Here is a 23,673-nt window from a genome sequence, read left to right on the forward strand (position 1 = left end):
CAAGGCTAATGAAAATCAAAGCTTTCGCGTTATTGACTACGGCACTGCTTACCTTTGGCGTTAATGCAGCGGATGCACCTAAAGAACTGAATCTGGGCATTTTGGGCGGTCAGAACGCCACCCAGCAGATTGGTGATAACCAGTGTGTGAAATCCTTCTTTGATAAAGAACTGCACGTGGATACCAAAATCCGCAACTCGTCCGACTATTCCGGCGTAATTCAGGGCCTGCTGGGTGGCAAAGTGGATCTGGTGCTGAGCATGTCGCCGTCGTCTTACGCCTCGGTGTATATTCAGGACCCGAAAGCTGTCGATTTAGTCGGCATTGTCGTGGATGACAAAGATCAGTCTCGCGGTTATCACTCTGTCGTGATTGTGAAAGCTGACAGTCCTTACAAAAAGCTGGAAGATTTGAAAGGCAAATCGTTTGGGATGGCCGATCCGGATTCCACGTCAGGCTTCCTGGTACCCAATCAGGCCTTTAAAAAGCTGTTTGGCGGCAACATCGACAACAAATACAACAATTTCTTTTCCAGCGTAACCTTCTCCGGTGGTCATGAGCAGGACATCCTGGGCGTGCTAAATAATCAGTTCGACGGCGCCGTCACCTGGACCTCCATGGTGGGGGATTACAATACGGGCTACACCTCGGGTGCGTTTGGCCGCCTGATCCGTATGGATCATCCTGACCTGATGAAACAAATCCGCATCATCTGGCAGTCACCGTTAATTCCTAACGGGCCTATCCTCGTGAGCAATAAACTGCCCGCCGATTTCAAAGCGAAAGTGATTGCTGCCATCAAAAAACTGGATAAAGACGACCACGCCTGTTTCACCAAAGCCGTGGGCGGCCAGCAGCACATTGGCAAAACCTCTGTGGCTGACTTCCAGAACATCATCGACATGAAGCGCGAGCTGATGAAAGGCGCGCGCGGCTAACGGTAAAGCCGTTGGCGTTGAGCCAGCGAGCCGCCCGCCGGGGTGCGGGCGGCCCGCTATCACAGACAGATTTCCCTTTCTCTGCTGACTTTGCCACACATCAATCTGAGAACACCGCCGTGACCGACTTCGAACGCTATTATCAACGTATCCGCCGCCAACAGAAGCGTGACTCGCTCGTCTGGTCACTGGTGCTGGTGGGGCTTTACCTGGCGGCGGCGAATATGGCCGAGTTCAATCTCGTGACCATCTGGCAATCCTTACCGCACTTTTTTGATTATCTGCACGAAATCATGCCCGTATTGCATCTGCCGGTGTTATTTGCGGATGGCAAGACAGAAGGTTCGCTGGCTTACTGGGGCTATCGTCTGAATATCCAGCTGCCGTTGATATGGGAAACATTGCAGCTGGCGCTGGCCTCCACGCTGATTGCGGTGGTGATAGCGGGCGTGCTGGCCTTCTTTGCGGCCGATAACACACAAACGCCAGCCAGTCTGCGCATGGCGATTCGCGCTTTTGTCGCCTTTCTACGCACCATGCCGGAACTGGCCTGGGCGGTGATGTTTGTAATGGCATTTGGCATCGGAGCGATTCCCGGCTTTCTGGCGCTGGCGCTGCACACCATTGGCAGCCTGACCAAGCTGTTTTATGAAGCCATCGAGTCCGCCTCGGATAAACCGGTGCGCGGGCTGGCGGCCTGCGGTGCCAGCAAACTGCAACGGATGCGCTATGCCTTCTGGCCGCAGGTGAAGCCGGTTTTTCTGTCATACAGCTTTATGCGCCTGGAAGTTAATTTCCGTTCGTCGACCATCCTGGGGCTGGTGGGGGCGGGCGGCATTGGTCAGGAGTTAATGACCAATATTAAACTGGATCGCTTTGATCAGGTCAGCATGACGCTGCTGCTGATTTTGATTGTGGTCTCGCTACTGGACACCGTTTCTGGCCGCCTGCGCCGTCGCGTTGTGGAGGAATAATTATGGTTACGCTTGCGCCCGATATCAGCGCGATGAAACAGCAGCATCCCGCGCTGTTTGCTGCACAAAACCGCTATCTGCGTCGCCTTGCCATGCTGGTCCTGGCGCTGGTGCTCTATTATGTCTTTTTCTTTATGGTGTTTGGCATCGAATGGAACCGCCTGCTCACAGGATGCCAGCAACTGGGCCGCTATTTTCTGCGCATGTTTGTCTGGCAGGACTTCGTGAACTGGCCGTTTGGCTACTATTTCTCTCAGGTCGGCATTACGCTGGCGATTGTGTTTGCCGGCACGCTGACCGCCACGCTGCTGGCGCTGCCGCTCTCGTTTCTGGCGGCGCGTAATGTGATGCATGACAAGGTTGCCCGTCCCATTGCGTTTGTTGTGCGTCGCCTGTTCGATATGCTGCGCGGCATTGATATGGCGATCTGGGGCCTGATTTTTGTTCGCGCGGTCGGCATGGGGCCGCTGGCCGGGGTGCTGGCGATTATCCTGCAGGACATTGGTCTGTTAGGTAAGCTCTATTCCGAAGGCCACGAAGCGGTTGAGCGTTCACCCAGTCGCGGCCTGGGCGCGCTGGGCGCCAACAGCCTGCAGAAGCACCGGTTTGGTATTTTCACCCAGTCCTTCCCACAGTTTCTGGCACTGAGCCTGTATCAGATCGAGTCCAATACCCGCTCAGCGGCGGTGCTTGGCTTTGTCGGCGCGGGCGGTGTCGGCCTGGTGTACGCGGAGAACATGCGCCTGTGGAACTGGGATGTGGTGATGTTCCTGACGATCATCCTGGTTGTCGTGGTCATGGTGATGGATGCCATCTCCAGCCGCCTGCGTAAACGCTATATCATCGGGAAGCCGGTGCCGTTGTGGCAGCCTGGCGGGCACGATTAAGCCGTGCGCTGCGCTGCCAGGCGCGCTGAAGCGCCTGCACCAGCTGCGCTGCCTGCCAGGGTTTCGCCAGTCGTTCACACAACGGCAACGTGACGGGCTGGTGACGCAGATCCTGGCCGCTGATGAGCAATGTAGCCAACTGCGGCCACTTTTGCTGTGCCTGACGAATCACCTCCGCACCGTTAATCTCACCCGGCAACATCAAATCGCTGATCAGCAAATCGATATCCGGCGTCTGGTGCAGCAGCGCCAGCGCCGCTTCGCCCGTGTCACACTCCAGCGTCAGGTAACCCAGTTGGTGCAGATGTTCACACAGGGTTTGCCGCACAGCCGGTTCATCATCCAGCACCAGAACTAACCGGTCCTGCGCGGCATCCGGCTGCGCCGGGTGCGAGGTGACGGATCGGACCGCCGGGACATCGGGCGCGCGTGGCAGTAACAGCCGTACGGTGGTGCCCTGGCCCGGCGCGGTTTCCAGCTCTACCTGTCCGCCTGACTGACGAACAAAACCGTAGACCATCGACAGGCCCAGGCCGCTACCGGTACCGGTTGTTTTGGTGGTAAAGAAGGGTTCAAACACCTGCGCACGCACCTCTTCTGACATGCCGCAACCGTGATCGATGACCTCAATGGTGACCCGGTCTCGCTTTTCACCGCGCTCAGTGCGGCGCTGGTTCCAGATACGCAGACGGATCTCGCCGCTTTGTCCGTCCATCGCATCTCTGGCATTCACCACCAGATTCATGACCGCATTCTCTAACTGACTGGCATCAATCCAGGCAGGCCAGCCGGGCCGTTGGGCATCAATAATCAGGTGTTGACCGGGCAACAGCGAATGTTGCAGCAGCCCCTGCAGGTTTTCCACTAACGACACGACCGACACCGCATGCGGATTCAGGGTTTGCTTACGCGAAAAGGCCAGCAGTCGCTGGGTCAACAGAGCTGCCCGATCCGCCGCCTGGCGGGCGCGTTCTATCCGGCTCGCAAGAGGGCCGGGCGGCAGTTGCCCCTCGGTTAACGCCAGGCTGCCGATAATGACGGCCAGCAGATTGTTGAAATCATGCGCGATGCCGCCGGTCAGTTGACCTACCGCTTTCATTTTCTGGCTGTGTACCAGCGCTTCTTCCAGCACCTTCCGTGAGGTGCGCTCCAGCACCGTATTCACGCTACCGCGCCGGGGGACCGGGCTGAAGCGCAGTTCTACGGTGCGGCCATCGGCCAGCCTGACTTCCTGTGGTTCCGCCAGATCGTGCAGGTGTATATCAAGCTGCTCCAGCAGATGCTGGTAGTGCAGTCCCCGCTGCAAATCCCGCGGTGCGATGCCCAGAAGCTGCGGATACTGATCGTTCCACACCACCAATTCGCCGCTGTTATCAAACAGGGCAAAGCCATCACGCATTGCCAGAAAGGTGGATTCAAGTTGGGTACTTTTCTCTTTTAGCAGACGCGACGTATGGGCCAGCGAGGCGGTATTACGGGCAAACACGTTGAAGGCGCGCGCCAGCTCGCCCAGTTCATCCCGTCGCTGAAGGCCCGGCACGCTGACATTGTGTTCCCCCTGGGCCAGCCGGGTCATTGCGGCGGCAATGGCGGTCAGGCTGGACCCCAGGTTGCGGTAGATGTAGTACCCGGTATAGACGGTGATGGCGAGTGCCAACAGGGCAGAAAGCAGGATAAAGCCACTGACCGAATCCCGTTGTCGGTGAGTGGCAATGTTACGCTGGTCACTTTGCCGGGCTACCTGCTGAACGTACGCGGTAATGTCATCATTCAGCGCGGCTACAAGCGCCTTGATACGGTAGGTGGCATAGGCGATGGACAGATCGCTCTGTTCCAGCGCTGCCGCCAGCGGGATCAGGCTGCGTTGGGTTTCCAGTAACTGCTGCACGTTGTCACCCAACGCGCCCGATGCGGCCACGTTGCGCCATTGCGTCATCACCTGCTGCAACTGATCGATGACCGCGGTCGAGGAGGGCGTACGAATCGCAATATCCAGTAGCCTGCCGGTCTGCTGGCGCAACGCGAAATCGGGTGCGCCGGTTCCGTTGCGGTGTGCCAGGTCATTAATGCGTTCCAGCAGCAGCTGTGACTGCCATAACCCGCTGAGCACAAGATTGCGCTGCAAATGACGTTCATGGCCCTTACGCAGCAACAGACTCACAGACTGCTCAAGCATCAGACTGCGTGCACGCAGTCGGGCCACGCGTTCAGGCTCGCGTGCAGCCAGCGGCGTTCTGGCCAGCAGGGCGAGTGAATGTTGCAGGGCCTGCTGATTCTGCTGCAGTCGTCGCGATTCGCTCTGATATTCCAGCGCGCCCACGACCTGAGATAACCGCACGGCGGTGATGGCGACATTCGCGGTATTGCGCGCCAGCGCCAGGCTGCCGTTCATATCGGCCAGCGTCTGTGCCTGAGCCTGTTCCTGAAGGCTTCCGGCATGGCGAAAGCTGGTAATGGCCACCACGCTCACCATCAGGGTGACGCACACAACTAATAAATGCGACAGCAACAGGCGACCGCGCGCCCCGACCTGCCACGGCAAACTGCGTTGCATCAATACGCTCTCCGGCCATGCGACGATAGGGCGAGTATAAAAGTGAGTGCGAAGCGGAATATGACAAATATGAATGGCCGCTGACATTATCCATTTATCTTCTCCTGCTTAACTCGCGGCTATCCATAATCAGCAGGAGCGGGGCGATGACAGCTAAGCCGATACTTGAAATGCGTCAGATCACCCGGCGTTTTGGCCACTTCTACGCACTGAAAGGCGTTGACCTGACCGTTTATCCTGGCGAGGTGCATGCGCTGATGGGGGAGAATGGCGCGGGCAAAAGCACCCTGATGAAGATTCTGGCGGGGGCCTATACGGCCACCAGCGGCGAGGTGTTGATCAACGGTGAGCCGTATCCGCTTAAAGGACCGAAAGCGGCATTAGCGGCCGGGATTACGCTGATCTATCAGGAAATCAACCTTGCTCCAAATCTCACCGTGGCAGAAAACATCTTTCTGGGAAGCGAAATCACCCGTGCTGGCATGGTCAGGCGTCACCAGATGGCCCGTGAAGCGCAGCAGGTTATTAAACACTTAGGCGCGCAGTTCAGCGCAACGGACAAAGTCAGCAGGCTGAGCATTGCCGAGCAGCAACAGGTGGAGATTGCGCGCGCCCTGCATCGCAACAGCCGTGTTCTGGTGATGGATGAGCCCACCGCCGCCTTATCCAGCCGCGAAACTGAACAACTCTTTGCCCTGATCAAACGGCTGCGCAGCCAGGGAATGGCGATTATCTACATCAGTCATCGCATGGCGGAAGTGTATGAGCTGTCGGATCGCGTCAGCGTACTGCGCGACGGTCAGTACGTCGGCAGTCTGACGCGCGATAACCTTAACGCCAGCGAGCTGGTGCGCATGATGGTGGGACGCCCACTCAGCGATCTGTTCAATAAAGACCGCACCATTCCTCGCGGCGAGGTGCGTCTGGCTCTGCACAACCTGTCCGATGGCGGCAAGGTACAGCCCTGTAGCCTTAACGTGCGGGCAGGCGAAATTGTTGGCCTGGCCGGCCTGGTTGGTGCGGGACGCAGCGAACTGGCCCAGCTGATTTTTGGCGTGCACCGGCTTCAGCAGGGTGAAATCTGGGTGGACGGCCAGAAGGTAGAGATTCACTCCCCAAGAGAAGCGATTGCGCACGGTATTGGCTTTCTGACCGAGAACCGCAAAGAGCAGGGATTATTCCTCGAAATGGCTGCACAGGAAAACATCGTGATGGCCACGCTGGAACGGGATGCGCAGTACGGCATGTTGAACCGCCGTCAAGCCAGAAAGATCGCCAGCGAGGCGATTGCCGCGCTCAATATCCGGGTTCCCCACGCGCTGGTGCGGGCAGGAGGCCTGTCCGGTGGCAACCAACAGAAGCTGCTGATTTCCCGCTGGATTGCCATTGGTCCGCGCATTCTCATCCTGGATGAGCCGACGCGCGGCGTGGACGTCGGGGCCAAAAGCGAGATTTACCGCATGATGCAGGATATGGCGCGGCAGGGCGTGGCCATTCTGATGATCTCCAGTGAATTACCGGAAGTGGTCGGCATGAGTGACCGGGTCTATGTGATGCATGAAGGCACTATCGTAGGGGAACTGGCAGGTAACGAGATCAGTCAGGAAAACATCATGACGCTGGCAACCGGTGCGTATAGCGCATCACCGCTTGAAGTATGAGGATAAAACCATGACACAAACGGCACGGATTCATCCACCCACGGTCAGACGAGCCCTGATGGGCGACATCATGCAGACCGTCGGCATTTTACCCATTTTGATTTTAATCGTGGCGGTCTTCGGCGTTGTCACACCCAATTTCTTTACCGAAGCCAATTTACTGAATATTACGCGCCAGGCGTCCATCAACATTGTACTGGCCGCAGGCATGACGTTTGTCATTCTTACCGGCGGTATCGATTTATCTGTCGGCTCAATGCTGGGCACGACGGCGGTGGTGGCGTTGCTCACTTCGCTGGATCCGATGCTGGCCTCGCTCACGATTCCGATGGCGCTGGGAGCCGGGCTGGCGATGGGCCTGTTTAACGGCATTCTGGTGGCCTGGGCCGGGCTTCCGCCGTTTATCGTGACGCTGGGCACCTATACCGCACTGCGCGGAGCCGCCTATCTGCTGGCGAACGGCACCACGGTCATCAACGCCGATATCAATTTCGAGTGGATAGGCAATGGCTATCTGGGGCCGGTACCGTGGCTGATTGTCATTGCGTTCGCGGTGATTGCGCTTTGCTGGTTCATCCTGCGCCGCACCACGCTGGGCGTTCACATCTACGCCGTAGGCGGCAATATCCAGGCAGCCCGTCTGACCGGGATCAAAGTCGGGCTGGTACTGCTGTTCGTTTACGGGATGAGCGGCTTACTGTCCGGCCTGGGCGGACTGATGAGCGCTTCACGTCTCTACAGCGCCAACGGCAATCTGGGCATGGGTTACGAGCTGGATGCCATTGCGGCGGTCATTCTGGGTGGCACCAGTTTTGTGGGGGGAATCGGCACCATTACCGGCACGCTGATTGGCGCACTGATTATTGCCACGCTGAACAACGGCATGACATTGATGGGCGTTTCTTATTTCTGGCAGCTGGTGATTAAAGGTGCCGTGATCATCATCGCCGTGCTGATCGACAAATATCGCACGCGTCATCATGTGGGCTGATGTCCCCTATGCAGAGAGTACACAACGCGCCATTCAGCAGTTGGCCGATAAATAACAGCAGGAGAAGATCTATGCGTTTTAATCCGATTGTAACCGGGTTGCTGGCGGCAACGCTGCTCAGCGCCGGTATGGCTCAGGCAAAAGAACTGAAATCGATTGGCGTGACGGTGGGCGATCTGGCTAACCCGTTCTTCGTGCAAATCACCAAGGGCGCAGAGATGAAGGCGCGCCAGCTGGCTGGCGATAACGTCAAGGTGACGCTGGTGTCGAGTGGCTACGATCTCGGACAGCAGGTAGGGCAGATAGATAACTTCATCGCCGCTAAAGTCGACATGATTATCCTGAATGCCGCGGACTCAAAAGGGATCGCGCCCGCAGTGAAACGCGCACGGGATGCCGGTATTGTGGTGGTGGCTGTCGACGTCGCCGCCGACGGTGCCAACGCGACGATCACCTCGGATAACACTCAGGCCGGTGAAATGGCCTGTAAATATATCGCTGACCGTCTGAAAGACAAAGGCAACGTCGTCATTATCAACGGGCCGCCGGTCTCGGCGGTGCAAAACCGCGTGGAAGGCTGTATGACGGCGCTGAAACGCCATCCTGACATCAAACTGCTTTCTTCTAATCAGAACGCCAAAGGCAGCCGTGAAGGCGGCCTGGAAGTGATGACCGGCCTGCTGTCGGCCAACCCGAAAATCGATGCCGTGTTCGCGATTAACGATCCAACCGCAATTGGCGCGGATTTAGCGGCGAAACAGGCACAGCGTAACGAGTTCTTCATTGTCGGAGTGGACGGTTCACCGGACGGCGAAGAAGCGCTGAAACGTAAGAACTCGCTCTTTGCCGCCACGCCCGCTCAGGATCCTCAGGTGATGGCCGCGAAAGCCGTCGAAATCGGTTACGACATCCTGCAGGGAAAACCCGCACCGGATAAACCCGTGCTGATCCCGGTGAAGCTGATCGACCGTAATAATGTCGGCAGCTACAAAGGCTGGACCGTGAAATAAACCAGCAGGCGGCATCGCAGGGTGCCGCCTTAACGGGAGAGCGGAAGATGAAACGCGCTGATGTGAACAGACAGTTGCAATATACGCGAGACTTTTTCACCCGTCAGGACGTCCCTCTGCCGTCCTGGGCCGATTACGGTCTCCGGCAGTGGCGTCAGCAACAGGAGGACATCACTGAAATCGTTGCCTTACGCCTGGGCTGGGATCTGACCAGTTTTGGTGGCGACGATTTTCTGCAAACCGGCCTGACGTTATTCACACTCCGCAACGGCTCGCCGCACGGAACGCCCTGGCACAAACCTTATGCAGAAAAAGTGATGCACGTGCGTGAAGGGCAGGTAACGCCAATGCATTACCATCCGCGCAAGATGGAAGACATTATTAATCGCGGCGGCGGCAACCTGATTGTCGAGCTGTATAACCGTGAAGGCCATGACAAAGCCGCCACGCCGGTGACGGTTTCCCTGGACGGCATCCGGCAAACCCATGCGGCGGGTTCGCAGATAAGGCTTTCCCCTGGTGAAAGTGTCACGCTCGTCGCGGGCGTCTGGCACAGCTTCTGGGGCGAAAACGGCTTTGGTGACGTGCTGGTGGGGGAAGTCTCCATGCCCAACGATGATGACAACGACAACGTCTTCCTGACGCCGCTGGCGCGTTTCAACGACCTTGACGAGGATGAGGAACCCCAGAGGCTGCTTTGTAACGACTATTCCCGCTGGCTCACCTTGAGGAGTGAATGATGGCTTTAATTTCTCTGGCACAGGGGCTGGCGCATGCCCAGCAACAGGGTTATGCGCTGGGCGCGTTTAATGTACTGGACAGCCATTTCCTGCGTGCGCTGTTTGATGCGGCAGAGCGACAGCGCTCGCCGTTTATTATCAACATTGCTGAAGTGCATTTTAAGTACGTCACGCTTGATCAGATTACTGAGGCGATCCGTTTTGAAGCCGCGAAGCATACTGTTCCGGTGGTGCTGAACCTGGATCATGGCTTGCACTTTGAGGCGGTAATGCAGGCGATTCGTCTCGGGTTCACCTCGGTGATGTTTGATGGTTCGACCCTGAGCTATGAAGAGAACATTCGCCAGACGCGGGAAGTGGTTCGCGCCGCACATGCCGTCGGCGTTTCCGTTGAGGCAGAGCTGGGCGCAGTCGGGGGTGATGAAGGCGGCGCACTGTTTGGGGAAGCGGACAGCGAGAAATTTACCGATCCGCGACTGGCCGCTGAATTTGTGCGCGAAACCGGCATTGATACGCTGGCGGTCGCCATTGGTAATGCGCACGGCAAATACAAAGGGGAACCCAAACTGGATTTTGACCGGCTGGCGGCGATTCGTCAGCAAACCGGTGTACCGCTGGTGCTGCACGGCGGGTCGGGCATCAGCGACGCGGATTTCCGTCGGGCAATCTCACTCGGTATTCACAAAATTAACTTTTACACCGGCATGTCTCAGGCAGCCCTTGACGCGGTGGAACGCAGTCTGGCCTCGCGCAATACCCGTTATGATGAGTTCGCAGAGTTACTGATGGCGGTGGAAAAGGCGATTTGTGAAACCGTTATGCAGCAGATGAACATTTTCGGCAGCGCAGGCCAGGCGTAAATGGCAACGCGAAGCGGCATTCTGGCCGCAGGTGTCATGCTGGTGGATTATGTGCATCGCATCAGCCACTGGCCGGAACAGGGCTGGCTGACCGAAATACAGCACAGCGAAAAGGCCGCAGGTGGCGCGCCGCTCAATGTCCTGCTCACGCTGTCGCGCATGCAGTGCACACTGCCGCTGGCGGCGATTGGCCTGCTCGGCAATGACGCCGATGGCGATTTTCTGCTGGCTATGATGAAAGCGGCGCAGATTGACTACCGGTTAGTGCAGCGCACCGACGACAAGCCTACAGCGATGACCCAGGTGATGACGACCCCGGACGGACAACGGACTTTTTTCTTTTCACCCGGCGCCAACAGCTTACTGGACAGAACGCACTTCGCCGCCGTCGATGACGCACAGCGCATCTTTCATCTGGGGTATTTGCTGCTGCTGGAAACGCTGGATAGCGTGGACAGCGAATTTGGTACCCGCAGCGCCCGGTTGCTGGCACACATGCAGCAGCGGGGCTATTTCACGTCCCTGGATCTGGCTTCCCGCGCGGGCGATTACCGCCCTCAGGTGCTGCCCGCCTTACGCTGGCTGGATTATCTGGTGATTAATGAACTGGAAGCGCAGGCGTTGTCAGGCGTGCTGTTACGTGATGGCCGCGGCATTCAGCCGCCTGCCGCTTTTGCCCGTGCCGCGCAGTGGCTGGCGGAGCAGGGCGTGCGTCAGCGTGTTGTCGTCCATGCGCCCGAGGGCGCATGGGGACGTGAAGCGGACGGCGAAGGTGTCTGGCAGCCCGCCTGGCAACTGGCACCCGACGCTATTGTGGGCAGCGTCGGAGCGGGTGATGCGTTTTGTGCGGGCGTGTTGTTTGCCAGCCATGAAGGCGAGGATATGGTCTCGACGCTGAAACTGGCCCATACCTGCGCCTGTTTTAATCTGCGTGCCGCCAATGCGACAGACGGCATTCGCCCCTTGCGCGACATGCGTGAATGGATGGCTCAGGCGGTTTGTGTGGAAAGTCCCAGCCCTTCAGGTTTGACCACATCGGCAGAAAAAACATAGCCCAGCCCGCGGATAGTGCGGATCAGGCCGGGCTGATGCGGATTGGCTTCAATTTTACGGCGTAACCGCATGATCAGCACATCGATCGTGCGGTCAAAGACATCCATCGTCTCGCTGTGGGTCAGTTCTAATAACTGATCGCGTGTCAGGACCTTACGTGCATGCCGTACCATGGCGCGTAACAAAGTATATTCCCCCTGCGTCAGGGGAACCGTTTCGCGTTGAGGATTGAGTAACTGGCAGCGCGCTTCATCAAGCACCCAGCCATTGAAGCGCCAGCCTGACTGCGCGTCATCACTGGTTGCGGCACGTCCGCTGCGTCTGAGGGCGGCGCGTGCGCGGGCCACGACCACGCGGGGATTGAACGGTTTAGCAATATAGTCGTCCGCGCCCATCTCCAGACCCACGACCATCTCCGATTCCGATCCCATGCCGGTCAGCATGATTACGAGGATATCAGGCCGTTGACGCTGCAACTGCTGGAGCACCAGCAATCCATTGGTATCAGGCAACATCATATCTAACATTACCAGCGCGATGTCCGGGTGAGCACTGACCATCGCCAGCGCCTCTTTACCCTGATGACAGCGATAAACCCGTAAAGCATGTTCACTGAGCGCGTCCTGCAACAGATCGCAGACCGCAGAATCATCATCCACCACCAGAACTGCTGGCTTCATTGTGTGACCTCAATGTTACTAAAGAGTTAATTTCGAGTTTACACATTCCCCTTTTGCCTGCAGGTTAATGCGGCTGAAACGTGACCAGCGTCGCCTCACAAAGTGTTGAAGCGTGCGTCAGCACCCTTTTTTTGCCTTTTCGGCATTGAAAGGAAAACGTTTGCGCATTTAGGGGGCAATGCACCATAATCGCGCCCTGATTCGGTTCAGAATTCTCTTAAGGCTCGTTTGCGCTTATCCAGGTAATCGATTGCGTGTCGGACTGGCACAGCAATTGCTTAAGCCTTAGCAATTGCTCACATGACAAAGGAAAGCAACCCCGGTTTTTAGCAGGCCTGCAACGGCGCGGGCCAGCCGTCGGCATTACCACAAACAGCATGATAATAACTTTGGCAAGAGAGCACGTACCTGAGTGACGTCTCTATCATCGAGAGATAATGATGTTAGAAAAACTATTTAAATTAAAAGCGCACAACACAACGGTTCGCACCGAAATCATCGCCGGGATCACGACCTTTCTGGCAATGGCTTATATCCTGTTCGTTAACCCCAGTATTTTAGGGGCGACCGGCATGGACAAAGGTGCGGTCTTCGTCGCGACCTGTCTGGCGGCGGCAATTGGTTCTGTGTTGATGGGACTGATTGCCAACTATCCTATCGCCCTGGCACCGGGAATGGGCCTGAATGCGTTCTTCACGTATACCGTTGTGCTGCACATGGGCTACACCTGGCAGATTGCGCTGGGCGCGGTATTCCTGTCTGCGGTTATCTTCTTTGCGTTATCAATCTTTAAAATTCGCGAATGGATTATCAAAAGCATTCCGTTGCCGTTGCGTGCGGGGATTGCCGCCGGTATTGGTCTGTTCCTGGCGATTATCGCGCTGGAAGGGGCGGGAATCGTCGTCGACAATCCGGCCACGCTGGTAGGAATTGGTGATTTGACCAAGCCTGGACCACTGCTGGCGATGTTAGGTTTTATCATCATCGTCGTGCTGGAGGCGCGCCGTGTGACGGGCGCGGTTTTGATTGGCATTCTGATCATTACCTTTATCTCCATGGGAATTGGCCTGACGCCGTTTGGCGGCGTATTTTCTGCCCCGCCGTCCATCGCCCCGACGTTTATGCATCTGGATATCGCGGGTGCGTTTAACGTGGGTCTGATTAGCGTGATTTTTGCGTTCCTGTTTGTCGACGTGTTTGATAACACGGGAACGCTGCTGGGCGTGACCAAACGTGCCGGACTGGCTGACGAAGAGGGCAACGTGCCTAAAATGGGGCGCGCGCTTGTGGCGGACAGTGCGGCGGCGCTGTTTGGTTCTCTGCTAGGAACGTCCACGACCACCAGCTATGTCGAATCGGCTGCAGGCGTCAGCGCCGGTGGCCGTACCGGATTAACGGCTGTGGTGGTGGCGGTGCTGTTTTTACTGGCGCTGTTCTTTTCACCCCTGGCTTCCAGCGTGCCGGTTTACGCCACGGCACCCGCACTGCTCTTTGTGGCTGTGTTGATGACCTCAGGCCTGGCCGAGATCGACTGGAAAGACATTACTACTGCGGCTCCTGTTACGGTGACGGCCCTGACCATGCCATTAACGTATTCCATTGCAAACGGTATCGCTTTCGGCTTTATCACCTGGACCGTGGTGAAACTGCTGAGTGGACGGACGAAAGAAATTAATGCGGCGCTGATTATTCTTTCCCTGCTGTTTGTCATTAAGCTCGGCTGGTTGAGTGCATAATTAACTTCACCGTTACAGCATAGTTAATATGCTGTAACGGTTTTAGCGTTATATTTCGCGTCGATGCACCACCATGCTGATTCAGCTTTTTTCAATCGTTGTGCATTCTCTTCCAAAATGAATATGAACTGCCTTTTCTTCACGCCTTTCACCTCTTACTCTCCGACAACACCTTCTGAATAAGGCGGCACGCTGGTTTTATTTTGCGTTCTTATTCAATCAGGTAATGTTTATTGTGCGGGACTTTGCTTCAATAACGTCGAAGCAGGTCGTGAATAACGTTAACGGATGCATGTAATCCGCCTGTCAGGGACTGATAATGGGCAACCTTTGTATAAAACGGGATCGCGGAAAGCCAAACGTAATCGACCGTCATTGCGGGACGGGAGGCAAAACAATGGAAAATTTTGAAAAGCGCTTTGAGCGACTGGAGCAAGACAGCCATCAGATGAAAATTGATCTGGCGCTGTTCAGTGGGCGCGCGACGGCATTTGCGACGAAAACCGATCTTGAAATACTGCGCTCAGAGCAAACGCTGTTTCACGTTGAAATGCTTCAGCGATTCACTGGCCTGGAAGAAAATGTAGAACACGTCGCGAGTCAGTTTGCCGGTATTGAGAACAGGCAGGATCGTATTGACAGCAAACTTTTTGAAATCAATAAGGTATTAGTCGACGTTACTAACCGGTTTAACAGCATTGACGCCACCTTCTCGGTTGTCATAGCGAAATTTGATGATACTGACAGCCGATTTGATGGGACAGATAAGCGGCTGGACGGACTTGGCTGTCGGTTCGAGGGTGTGGACAAGCGGTTCGACGGACTTGACTGTCGACTTGATGGCGTGGATAAGCGGTTCGACGGACTCGACTGTCGGCTTGATGGCGTGGATAAGCGGTTCGACGGACTCGACTGTCGGCTCGATAGCGTGGACAAGCGGCTGGACGGACTCGACAGTCGGCTTGATGGCGTGGATAAGCGGCTGGACGGACTCGACAGTCGGCTTGATGGCGTGGATAAGCGGCTGGACGGCATCGACAGTCGGCTTGATGGCGTGGATAAGCGGCTGGACGGACTCGACTGTCGGCTCGATGGCGTGGATAAGCGGCTGGACGGCATCGACAGTCGGCTTGATGGCGTGGATAAGCGGCTGGACGGACTCGACTGTCGGCTCGATGGAGTGGATAAGCGGCTAGACGGAATCAACTATCGCCTTGATGGCATTGATAAACGACTCGACGGAATGGATCGTCGCTTCGACAAGGTGGATCAGCGATTCGACAAGGTGGATGAGCGATTCGATAAGCTGGATGCGCGATTTGAAAGCCTGAATAATCGCCTTATCTGGACATTTATGGTCCCGGCTATTCTGGCTGTGTTTGCCTGGTTTATAAATACTGCCGTACTGAACGCAGCCTGATTCAGCAGAAACGGAGAAGGGATGACGGCATTAATGTGAAAGAGACTCACCCTTAATACCGTCTTTGATTTTACTCTTTAACGGAACGGGGGTTCGTTAAACGTTCGCAGTTTACGCGAATGTAACTTGTCACCCTCAGCCCGTAACAGCTCTACCGCCTGAATCCCAATCTGCAGGTGTTCAGAGATGGCGCCGTCGTAAAAGCGATTCGCCTGACCGGGCAGCTTAATTTCGCCGTGTAACGGTTTATCGGAAACACAGAGTAACGTGCCATAAGGCACCCGGAAGCGGTAACCCTGGGCGGCAATGGTGGCACTTTCCATATCCACCGCCACGGCGCGGCTGAGATTAAAGCGCAGGGCCGAAGCCGAGTAACGCAGCTCCCAGTTACGGTCATCGGTGGTGACAACAGTACCGGTGCGCAGGCGCTCTTTGACTTCTTCGCCGGGCATACCGCTGACCGATTTGGTGGCATCGTAGAGGGCGCGCTGAACTTCGGCGATGCTGGGAATCGGGATATCCGGTGGCAGCACGCTATCCAGTACATGATCGTCACGCAAATACGCATGGGCCAGAACGTAATCCCCAATACGCTGACTTTCGCGCAGGCCGCCGCAGTGACCTATCATCAGCCAGGCATGAGGGCGAATGACGGCAAGGTGATCGCAGATGGTTTTGGCATTGGAAGGACCCACACCGATATTGATCAGCGTGATGCCGCGACGATGCGGTGACGTCAGATGCCAGGCAGGCATCTGATGTTTTTTCCAGGCCAGATCGGACAGCATCGCGTCATTGTTTTCCGTGTCAGCCGTCAGGATGACATCTCCGGCGCATACCAGGCTGTCAAACGGGGTTGACGGATCGCGTACCTGTTCGATGGCCCAGCGGACGAATTCATCCACATAACGCGTGTAGTTGGTAAACAACACGAACGGCTGAAAATACTCCACAGCCGTGCCGGTATAGTGGCGCAGGCGTGCCAGCGAAAAGTCGGTGCGCAGCGCATCAAAGTGGGAAAGGGGGAAAGTGGCGTCAGCATGAAACAAGCCATCTGCCGTTTCATCCCCAATCTGCGAGAGTTCAGTCGTGGGAAAATGACGGGCTATGCCGGCGCTCATGGTCCGGTCCAGCGACAGGTCAGAGCCGTCTATTACATACGGGTAGGGAATCTCCTGCTGTGACGGGCCGACTTCGATGTCCACGTCGTACTCTTTTTCCAGCATCGCCAGCTGTTCTGAAATGTAATGACGAAGTAAAGCGGGGCGGGTGACGGTGGTGCTGTAACTGCCTGTATGTGTAAAACGGCCCCATGCACGCGTGCGATTCTGTTGCGGTCCCTCTCCCTGCCAGGTAATGCGTAATTCAGGATAAACAAACAGGCCTTGCTCACGCGCGGCCGGGTCCGGCAGCACGCCTTCTTCCGTGTAGGCCTTGATGGACGCACGAAGCGCATCGACGGCGTCATTGTAAAGTTGCTCAAGCGCATCGAGTGCCTGTTCGCGTGTCAGCTTTTTCCGTTGGGCTGGCATAACTTCTCCTTTCAGGTTCTTACCACAATGCTCCTCAGCTTAGCGGTTTTAACAACGGATTGGGTGAAGAATCTATGATCGCGCGCATTTTGCGGCTGCCTGTTATGGGCGAGGCTAGTGGGCATCATGCGGCACTGAGTAAAAAAACGGATTAACCCGACAGCATCAGGATGTGCAGGGCAGCAATGGCTTTCGCTAAGGCAAGAGGGTGGACCGGAGCATGGCAGCACCGATTCGGCACGACTAAAGGCGAGAGCAGAAAAGTGTGTAACGATGATTTAACAGGAATGCAAAACGTTTTGCATATTTCACTTTACGCTACCATCATTAGAGTTCTTTCCCGACATGTTCATATTTGGTACTCCTTTGCAAAATCCCGGCGTAGCAGTGGTGCAGGCGATTAAGCGCACGGCGTGGTATCCGAAACGTCGCGCTTACCGCACGCTGTACTGGCGTGAAATTTCGCCTCTTGCAGTTCCTATCTTTTTTGAAAATGCCTGTGTGCTACTGATGGGCGTGTTAAGTACCTTCCTGGTGAGCTGGCTGGGCAAAGAAGCCATGGCCGGCGTCGGGCTGGCAGACAGCTTCAACATGGTCGTCATCTCCTTTTTTGCCGCCATCGACCTGGGAACCACGGTAGTGGTCGCGTTTAGCCTGGCCAGACGCAATGGTAAACGGGCCCGCGCCGCAACACGGCAGTCGCTGGCAATGATGACGGTATTAGCCCTGGTGCTGGTTATCGCCATTGAGTTCTGGGGGCATCTGATTATTGACGCCATCGCAGGCGCAGCAGAACCGAAAGTGAAAGCCCTGGCACTCAGCTATCTGCAGGTTTCCGCATGGAGTTATCCGGCGGCGGCCATTACGCTGATTGGTAGCGGTGCGCTGCGTGGGGCAGGGAACACGAAAATACCGATGCTGATTAACGGTGGGATGAATATTCTTAACATCGTTATCAGCAGTGTGCTGATTTATGGCTGTTTTTCATGGAAGGGGCTGGGCTTTGTGGGGGCCGGATTAGGGCTGACAATTACCCGCTACATTGGCGCAATAGCGGTCATCTACGTGTTAATGATTGGCTTCAACGCCTCACTGAGAATTTCGCTGTCCAGCTATTTCAGGCGTTGGAACAGCAGTATTTTATTTGAAGTCTTAAGCATCGGTGTGCCGGCCAGTATTGAATCCGTGCTGTTTAACGGCGGGAAGTTACTGACACAGGTCTTTGTGGCGGGCATGGGTACCAACGAAATTGCCGGCAATTTTATCGCGTTTTCAATCGCCTCACTGATTAACCTGCCTGGTAATGCGCTGGGATCGGCGTCGACCATTATTACGGGAAAACGCTTAGGTAAATACCAGGTTTTTCAGGCAGAGCGGCAAATCAAGCACGTCTATCTGTTGGCTACAATCTGTCTGACAGGCGTTGCTGCACTGACCATACCGCTGGCGGGGCTGCTGGCACGCTTCTACACCAGCGATCCGGAAGTGATTAGCGTCACCAAACACCTTATCTGGCTGAATGCCCTGTTTATGCCGATTTGGGCCGCCTCCTGGGTGCTCCCCGCCGGCCTGAAGGGCGCGCGTGATGCCCGTTATACGATGTATGTATCGATGTTCAGTATGTGGTGCGCAAGGGTTGTTATTGGTTATCTGCTGGGCATTGAACTCGGTATGGGCGTGATTGGTGTCTGGCTGGGCATGTTCCTTGACTGGACGGTGCGCGGCGGATTTTTCTGGTGGCGGCTGAAAAGCGGGAAATGGCTTAATAACTACCGCAAGATGCTCGCCAGGGCAGAATCCACCTGAATACCTTCAGCCCACCCGTTTGTGAGAAGTGATGATGCGTGGCAGCTTCGCGCCGCGCATCATCACAGTCTGTTTTAATACTGCCACGCTTTTCATTTACCTGCCTCTACACAGGTTTCGTCATTCGTCAGGACGGTTCTGTGCCCACTTTTCCCGCAAAGCGGACGAAATGCGTTCGAATCCAGGGCCGCGCGCATCGCCTTCGGGTAGGAATACTCTTAAATTTAACGCCATTGCTTCGTTTAACTCTTTGATTAATATGGGTTATTGATTTTGTTTCAGAAAGACCAGGCAGCCAAATTTGACTTAATTCCTCTTTTCAACTTACGCATCGCGTTTGAGCTGACGGTTTTCTCAGCTTTCAGGGCCATCCGGCACCTTAAAATATTCATCTGGCTTAAGCTTTTATACTAAAGGATAGGGGCGCTGAGACCATAGATGAGTATCAGACGTACGAAATGTGCAGGTTTCACCGTATTGTCATCTGTTTGAGTTAGTAAAAAACATAAATACTATTACTTAGTTACGTAACTGGGAGCTGTATTGAATTTTTCAAGGCAATATGTAAAGCTGTGTAAGATGTTAATAAATGGAAAAGAACTTTACACAGGCGAGCAGGATGTACAGGCTCGTGCGGTAGCTATGGTGCTGCATATTTTTTTTGTAACCCATTGATTTATTGCTATTTGTGTGAGATCGACTGGAATTTAAGCAGGATGTTACCATTCTCCCCACACGAATAACGATTAACCAGCCCCGTTAAGTTTAACGATTACCTAACAAAAATCGTGTCTTACCAAAACATAATCAGGCTGCTTTAATACCGTTTGCTTTTAGGAATGGGTCAGTTTGCTGAATGTATTTGGTGAAATTCAGCCGACCCGCTTCTCCGGTCATCAGGTTTTATGAACTGTGCCTATACTGTTCATGCTCATCGTATAAAATTTACACTCAATCAACGCTCCTATTCAGGCAACTTGTATTGTTAATCAATGACTTGGCGTCATCTGGCGTCCAGTTGACGTTGTGCAACAATACGACGCGCTGACCACCGGCCAAAGGCCACTTTTTTGGGTATTAATGGAACTAAATATGAAAAAAATGGTGAACTTTCGAATTGCATTAAGCCTGATGTTTGTTTTTGCTGTTGCAGGCTGTAAAACACCGCCAAAAATGACAGATGACACAATGGTCACCAATACCGTTGATGGCACTACCCTGATTCACCGTCATGCCGTAGCTGCGCCTGCACAGTTCACCGCCGTCAATGAGAGTTACCGTGCCCTGTATCCTGCCTCTGTGATGACACGCCCGGATTTTGGCGGCAAGGTCGTGGAAACGCTGAAAACGGGTGAAACCTATACCGTTGTGGGTCAGGTAGAAAATAACTGGCTGGCACTGGGCGAAGAAGCTGACGCGGTTTCACCACCCGCAACTGACGCGAAAGCCACCGACAGTAAGGGCGCCGCGCCTCAGGCACCGACCAATGCGGTCAAAGTCATTGGCTATGTGCCTTTCCGTGCAGTGGTAAAAAGCGATTTATACGACCAAACCATCAAAGCCGATCAGCCTAAGCGTCGTGCGCGTGCCGCCGCGAAGAAAAAGACCTGCGTCTCTGTTGATGGCAACAGCCAGGCCTGCCAGAACAGCAATAACGGTACCTGGATCATTAACTAAGTCAGGGGCAGGGAGGGGCAGATATGGCACATACCCACTTGCGCGCTGGCCTGAAAAAATGGCTCTGGCCCTTCCTGCTACTTCTGCTGACCGCATGCAGTAGCAGTAAGCCCGATATCGCGCGCTACAACCTGAATTTTCAGGCGCATCCCCCCATCAACGCCGGCGCGCCGCTCAAAGTGCGCGTCATGCTGTTGACGTCGGATGCCGAGTTTATGTCCGCTGATTTCTTCACATTACAGAATCAACCCGCGACCGCATTAGGCAATACGCTGCTTAACAGTCAGCAGTTTTTCCTGATGTCCGGTCAGCTCAGTAAAACGCTGAGTGCGAAAAGCCTGCCTGAGGCACGGTTTATCGGCATCATGGCGGAATATCAAAAGCTGGATGGCAAAGTGTGGCGGCTGGCGCTGCCTTTCCCGGACAGCGACAGCAGTTCATTCTGGCAGTTCTGGAAAAGCAATGATGGTGAGCTAAACGCCAACATTATTGTTGACGATGCCGGTATGCGTCCCGTTAAGCAATAACACCGTCTTCAAAGGATGATTATGAACAGAGCCGAAAAGGTTGTTTGGGCGGAAGGGATGTTTTTGCGTCCTCACCATTTCCAGCAGGCAGAAAATTTTCTGCAAAGCTCGCTGCGTGAATGGGGCCAGTCGCAACGTCCTTACATTTGGGGATTTTTCGATCTCGAATTTGATGAAGCGCTGTTACGGCAGGGCAAGCTGGCGCTCAATGCCGCCAGTGGATGTCTGCCGGATGGGACGTTTTTTGCTTTCAGCCAGCCCCAGCAAGGTCCAGCCCCATTAGACGTGCCCGCGAATATTGACCGGGCGAAAGTGGTGCTGGCCATCCCCGCGCGGCGTAATGGCCGCGAAGCGGTAACGTTTGAAGATGCGCCAGATTCTCTGGCGCGCTACCTCGCCTGGGAAGCGGAAGTCGAAGATGACAACGCGCAGGCTGTTGGCACCGCCACCGTCCAGTTTGGCAAGCTTCGCCTGCGGTTAATGCTGGAGCAGGATCTGACCGCAGAGTGGACGGCCATGGGCGTGGCGCAGATTGTTGAAAAACGCAGTGACAACCACATTCGTTTAGACAATGACTATATCCCTCCTACCTTAACGCTTGCAGGCAGTCGTCCGCTTCAGAGCATGATGACGGATTTGCACGGTATGATTCAGCAGCGCAGCCAGCAACTGAGCCAGCGCGCGCCAGGTACCGGGCGTTTTAACAGTGCAGATATGGTGGATTTCATGCTGCTGGCGCTCCTTAATCGCCAGTTGGGGCTGCACGCTCATCTGCAGCACCTGCCGTTACTGCATCCTGAAACGCTCTACAGCCACTGGTTACAACTGGCCGCGGAACTGGCAACCTGGACGCAGGCCCGTACGCCTGACGCGCTTCCCCTTTACGATCACGATGATCTGCAAGGTTGCTTTTCGCGCCTCACCCTGTTGCTGCGTCAGGGGCTGTCGCAGGTCATGGAAGAGAGCGCCATTCAGCTGCCACTGACGCAGCGTTCACACGGCCTGAACGTCGCCACCGTGCCAGACAACAGCATGGTGCGTGAATTTGGCTTTGTGCTGGCCGTCAAGGCAAGCGTTCCCGCCGATGCACTCAAAACCCATTTCCCGGCACAGATGAAGGTCGCGCCTGTGACCAAAATTCGCGATCTCGTGCAGTTGCAGCTTCCGGGGCTGGCCCTGAGAGCCATGCCTGGCGCGCCCCCGCAAATCCCCTGGCACGCAGGCTACAGCTATTTTGAGTTGGATAAAAACAGCGAGCTTTGGCAGGAGATGGAACGATCGGGTGCCTTCGCGCTGCACCTTGCCGGTGAGTTTCCGGGCCTGAACATGGAGTTCTGGGCCATTCGCAGTCAGTCAGAATAATTCAAACTGAGCAGGCATGATGCAGGAACAAAACAAACCGAACAGTGATGCTTTTCAGCAGGAGTTAAGTCTGAGCCATCAGAACACGCTGGTGGCCGCAGCTAATCCGCTGATCAACGCCATTCCCCAGATTCGTCACTCGGTATCGCATGACGATCCCGCCCGTTTACGCCAGCAACTTATCGAACAGATTCGTCGTTTCGAGCTGGCCTGTCAGCAGTCGGGTCTGAGCTACGAAGTGATCGTTGGCGCACGTTACTGCCTGTGTACGGCGCTGGACGAAGCCGCTGCGCTGACGCCCTGGGGCAGCCGCGGTGTGTGGACCAGTAATGGCTTGCTGGTAACTTTTCACAACGAAACCTGGGGTGGCGAAAAGTTTTTCCAGCTGCTGGCTAAACTGTCACAAAATCCGCGACAGCATATTCTGTTACTGGAGCTGATTTATTTCTGTCTGGTGCTGGGGTTCGAAGGGCGCTACCGCGTACTCGACAACGGGCGTTCACAACTGGACACCATTAAACAGCGCCTGCTGCAGATGATCCGAAGCGTCAGGGGAAGTTTTGCCGCTGCGCTTTCGCCGCATCCTACCGATCAACCGGTGTTGCGCAAACTGTGGCGACCGATGATTCCGCTGTGGGCCTGCGCCGCGCTGGCGGGCCTGGCGGCCTGCCTGTTCTACATTGTGCTTAACTGGCGGCTGGGGGATTACACCTCGCCGGTGCTGGCCAAAATTTATCAGACAACACTGCCCGAAGTGCAGATTCGAAATCCGGCACCGCCGCCGCCGCCGTCACTGAACCTGAAGTCCTTCCTCAAACCAGAAATCGATGAAGGCCTGGTCGCGGTGCGTGACGAGGCCGATCAGAGCGTGGTGACGCTGAAAGGAGACGGCTTATTCGCCTCTGGATCAACGGAAGTTCGTGGGCGTTATGATGCGGTGATTCAGCGCATTGCCGAGGCCATGAACAACGTCAGCGGGAAAATCCTGGTCGTGGGATACAGCGATAACGTACCGATTCGCAGTGCACGTTTTGCATCGAACTACGAGCTGTCGCTGGCTCGCGCTCAGTCCGTTCAGAACCTGTTGCAAAAACAGCTGGCCAATCCGTCACGTGTCAAAGCGGAAGGGCGGGGCGAAACGCACCCGCTGGTGCCTAATAACAGTGCAGAGAACCGCGCCCGCAACCGTCGTGTTGAAATCACGCTGCAGGTCGCACCTGACACGACGAAAGCTGAACTTAACGGCCTGGCAAGAGGGAACTAAT

The 23,673-nt window shown here is 55.4% G+C and carries 19 protein-coding genes; 16 read left to right on the forward strand and 3 right to left on the reverse strand.

Annotated elements, in window-relative coordinates; all coding sequences use genetic code 11:
- Window positions 1-8: 8 nt before the first annotated feature.
- The 3 genes from phnD (at window position 9) to phnE (C1N59_RS07975) (ending at window position 2,799) form a co-directional block, all read left to right on the forward strand.
- Window positions 9-938: a phosphonate ABC transporter substrate-binding protein gene (gene phnD, locus C1N59_RS07965; RefSeq protein WP_054633541.1), complete on the forward strand. Its 930-nt coding sequence runs from the start codon at window positions 9-11 to the stop codon at window positions 936-938.
- Between the two features lie 119 nt (window positions 939-1,057).
- Complete coding sequence (phnE, locus tag C1N59_RS07970; protein ID WP_033739498.1) at window positions 1,058-1,912, forward strand: phosphonate ABC transporter, permease protein PhnE; 855 nt, start codon at window positions 1,058-1,060, stop codon at window positions 1,910-1,912.
- Between the two features lie 2 nt (window positions 1,913-1,914).
- Window positions 1,915-2,799, forward strand: coding sequence for a phosphonate ABC transporter, permease protein PhnE (gene phnE, locus C1N59_RS07975; protein ID WP_054633542.1), 885 nt, complete (start codon window positions 1,915-1,917; stop codon window positions 2,797-2,799).
- Here the strand turns inward: phnE (C1N59_RS07975) and C1N59_RS07980 are convergent.
- Window positions 2,753-5,353: an ATP-binding protein gene (locus C1N59_RS07980; protein ID WP_394550800.1), complete on the reverse strand. Its 2,601-nt coding sequence runs from the start codon at window positions 5,351-5,353 to the stop codon at window positions 2,753-2,755. The two genes, phnE (C1N59_RS07975) and C1N59_RS07980, sit on opposite strands and share 47 nt — an antisense overlap.
- A gap of 146 nt (window positions 5,354-5,499) precedes the next feature.
- On the opposite strand from C1N59_RS07980, the gene C1N59_RS07985 reads away from it, so the two are divergent.
- The 6 genes from C1N59_RS07985 to C1N59_RS08010 all read left to right on the forward strand — a co-directional run bounded on the left by C1N59_RS07985 (window position 5,500) and on the right by C1N59_RS08010 (window position 11,668).
- Window positions 5,500-7,014, forward strand: a complete 1,515-nt coding sequence (locus tag C1N59_RS07985; RefSeq protein ID WP_394550521.1) for a sugar ABC transporter ATP-binding protein — start codon at window positions 5,500-5,502, stop codon at window positions 7,012-7,014.
- 10 nt (window positions 7,015-7,024) lie between these two features.
- Window positions 7,025-8,005, forward strand: coding sequence for an ABC transporter permease subunit (locus C1N59_RS07990; protein ID WP_033739482.1), 981 nt, complete (start codon window positions 7,025-7,027; stop codon window positions 8,003-8,005).
- A 71-nt stretch (window positions 8,006-8,076) separates the two neighbouring features.
- Window positions 8,077-9,015 (forward strand): ABC transporter substrate-binding protein, encoded by a 939-nt coding sequence (locus C1N59_RS07995; protein WP_054633546.1) that lies wholly within the window; start codon window positions 8,077-8,079, stop codon window positions 9,013-9,015.
- Window positions 9,016-9,062: 47 nt separating this feature from the next.
- Window positions 9,063-9,755 carry a D-lyxose/D-mannose isomerase gene (locus C1N59_RS08000; protein WP_039338209.1) on the forward strand — a complete coding sequence of 231 codons (693 nt, stop codon included), beginning with the start codon at window positions 9,063-9,065 and terminating at the stop codon, window positions 9,753-9,755.
- Entirely contained in the window at window positions 9,755-10,615 is an 861-nt protein-coding gene (locus C1N59_RS08005; protein ID WP_033739478.1) for a ketose 1,6-bisphosphate aldolase, read from the forward strand. The genes C1N59_RS08000 and C1N59_RS08005 overlap by 1 nt, the downstream gene beginning before the upstream one ends.
- Window positions 10,616-11,668, forward strand: coding sequence for a carbohydrate kinase family protein (locus C1N59_RS08010; RefSeq protein ID WP_394550522.1), 1,053 nt, complete (start codon window positions 10,616-10,618; stop codon window positions 11,666-11,668).
- Here C1N59_RS08010 and C1N59_RS08015 read toward each other — a convergent pair.
- Window positions 11,605-12,348 (reverse strand): response regulator, encoded by a 744-nt coding sequence (locus C1N59_RS08015; protein ID WP_394550523.1) that lies wholly within the window; start codon window positions 12,346-12,348, stop codon window positions 11,605-11,607. The two genes, C1N59_RS08010 and C1N59_RS08015, sit on opposite strands and share 64 nt — an antisense overlap.
- A 437-nt stretch (window positions 12,349-12,785) precedes the next feature.
- Here C1N59_RS08015 and C1N59_RS08020 point away from each other — a divergent pair, with 437 nt between their 5' ends.
- Together C1N59_RS08020 and C1N59_RS08025 are read left to right on the forward strand one after the other, a co-directional pair.
- Window positions 12,786-14,084, forward strand: coding sequence for an NCS2 family permease (locus tag C1N59_RS08020; RefSeq protein ID WP_199227855.1), 1,299 nt, complete (start codon window positions 12,786-12,788; stop codon window positions 14,082-14,084).
- A gap of 397 nt (window positions 14,085-14,481) precedes the next feature.
- A complete protein-coding gene (locus C1N59_RS08025) occupies window positions 14,482-15,504 on the forward strand; it encodes a hypothetical protein (RefSeq protein WP_394550524.1) in 1,023 nt (340 codons plus the stop codon).
- Between the two features lie 77 nt (window positions 15,505-15,581).
- On the opposite strand, the gene C1N59_RS08030 is transcribed toward C1N59_RS08025, so the two are convergent.
- Window positions 15,582-17,036 carry an AMP nucleosidase gene (locus C1N59_RS08030; RefSeq protein WP_394550525.1) on the reverse strand — a complete coding sequence of 485 codons (1,455 nt, stop codon included), beginning with the start codon at window positions 17,034-17,036 and terminating at the stop codon, window positions 15,582-15,584.
- Between the two features lie 390 nt (window positions 17,037-17,426).
- Here C1N59_RS08030 and C1N59_RS08035 point away from each other — a divergent pair, with 390 nt between their 5' ends.
- The 5 genes from C1N59_RS08035 (at window position 17,427) to C1N59_RS08055 (ending at window position 23,672) form a co-directional block, all read left to right on the forward strand.
- Window positions 17,427-18,842 (forward strand): EmmdR/YeeO family multidrug/toxin efflux MATE transporter, encoded by a 1,416-nt coding sequence (locus C1N59_RS08035; protein ID WP_039338298.1) that lies wholly within the window; start codon window positions 17,427-17,429, stop codon window positions 18,840-18,842.
- Between the two features lie 1,080 nt (window positions 18,843-19,922).
- Window positions 19,923-20,519, forward strand: coding sequence for a hypothetical protein (locus tag C1N59_RS08040; RefSeq protein ID WP_033742175.1), 597 nt, complete (start codon window positions 19,923-19,925; stop codon window positions 20,517-20,519).
- 23 nt (window positions 20,520-20,542) lie between these two features.
- Window positions 20,543-21,046 (forward strand): type VI secretion system lipoprotein TssJ, encoded by a 504-nt coding sequence (tssJ, locus tag C1N59_RS08045; RefSeq protein ID WP_050504999.1) that lies wholly within the window; start codon window positions 20,543-20,545, stop codon window positions 21,044-21,046.
- Between the two features lie 21 nt (window positions 21,047-21,067).
- Window positions 21,068-22,408 (forward strand): type VI secretion system baseplate subunit TssK, encoded by a 1,341-nt coding sequence (tssK, locus tag C1N59_RS08050; RefSeq protein ID WP_033742173.1) that lies wholly within the window; start codon window positions 21,068-21,070, stop codon window positions 22,406-22,408.
- 16 nt (window positions 22,409-22,424) lie between these two features.
- Window positions 22,425-23,672, forward strand: a complete 1,248-nt coding sequence (locus C1N59_RS08055) for a DotU family type VI secretion system protein (RefSeq protein WP_080752842.1) — start codon at window positions 22,425-22,427, stop codon at window positions 23,670-23,672.
- Window position 23,673: the final 1 nt, after the last annotated feature.

The organism is Pantoea sp. SGAir0183 (genome assembly GCF_043545505.1).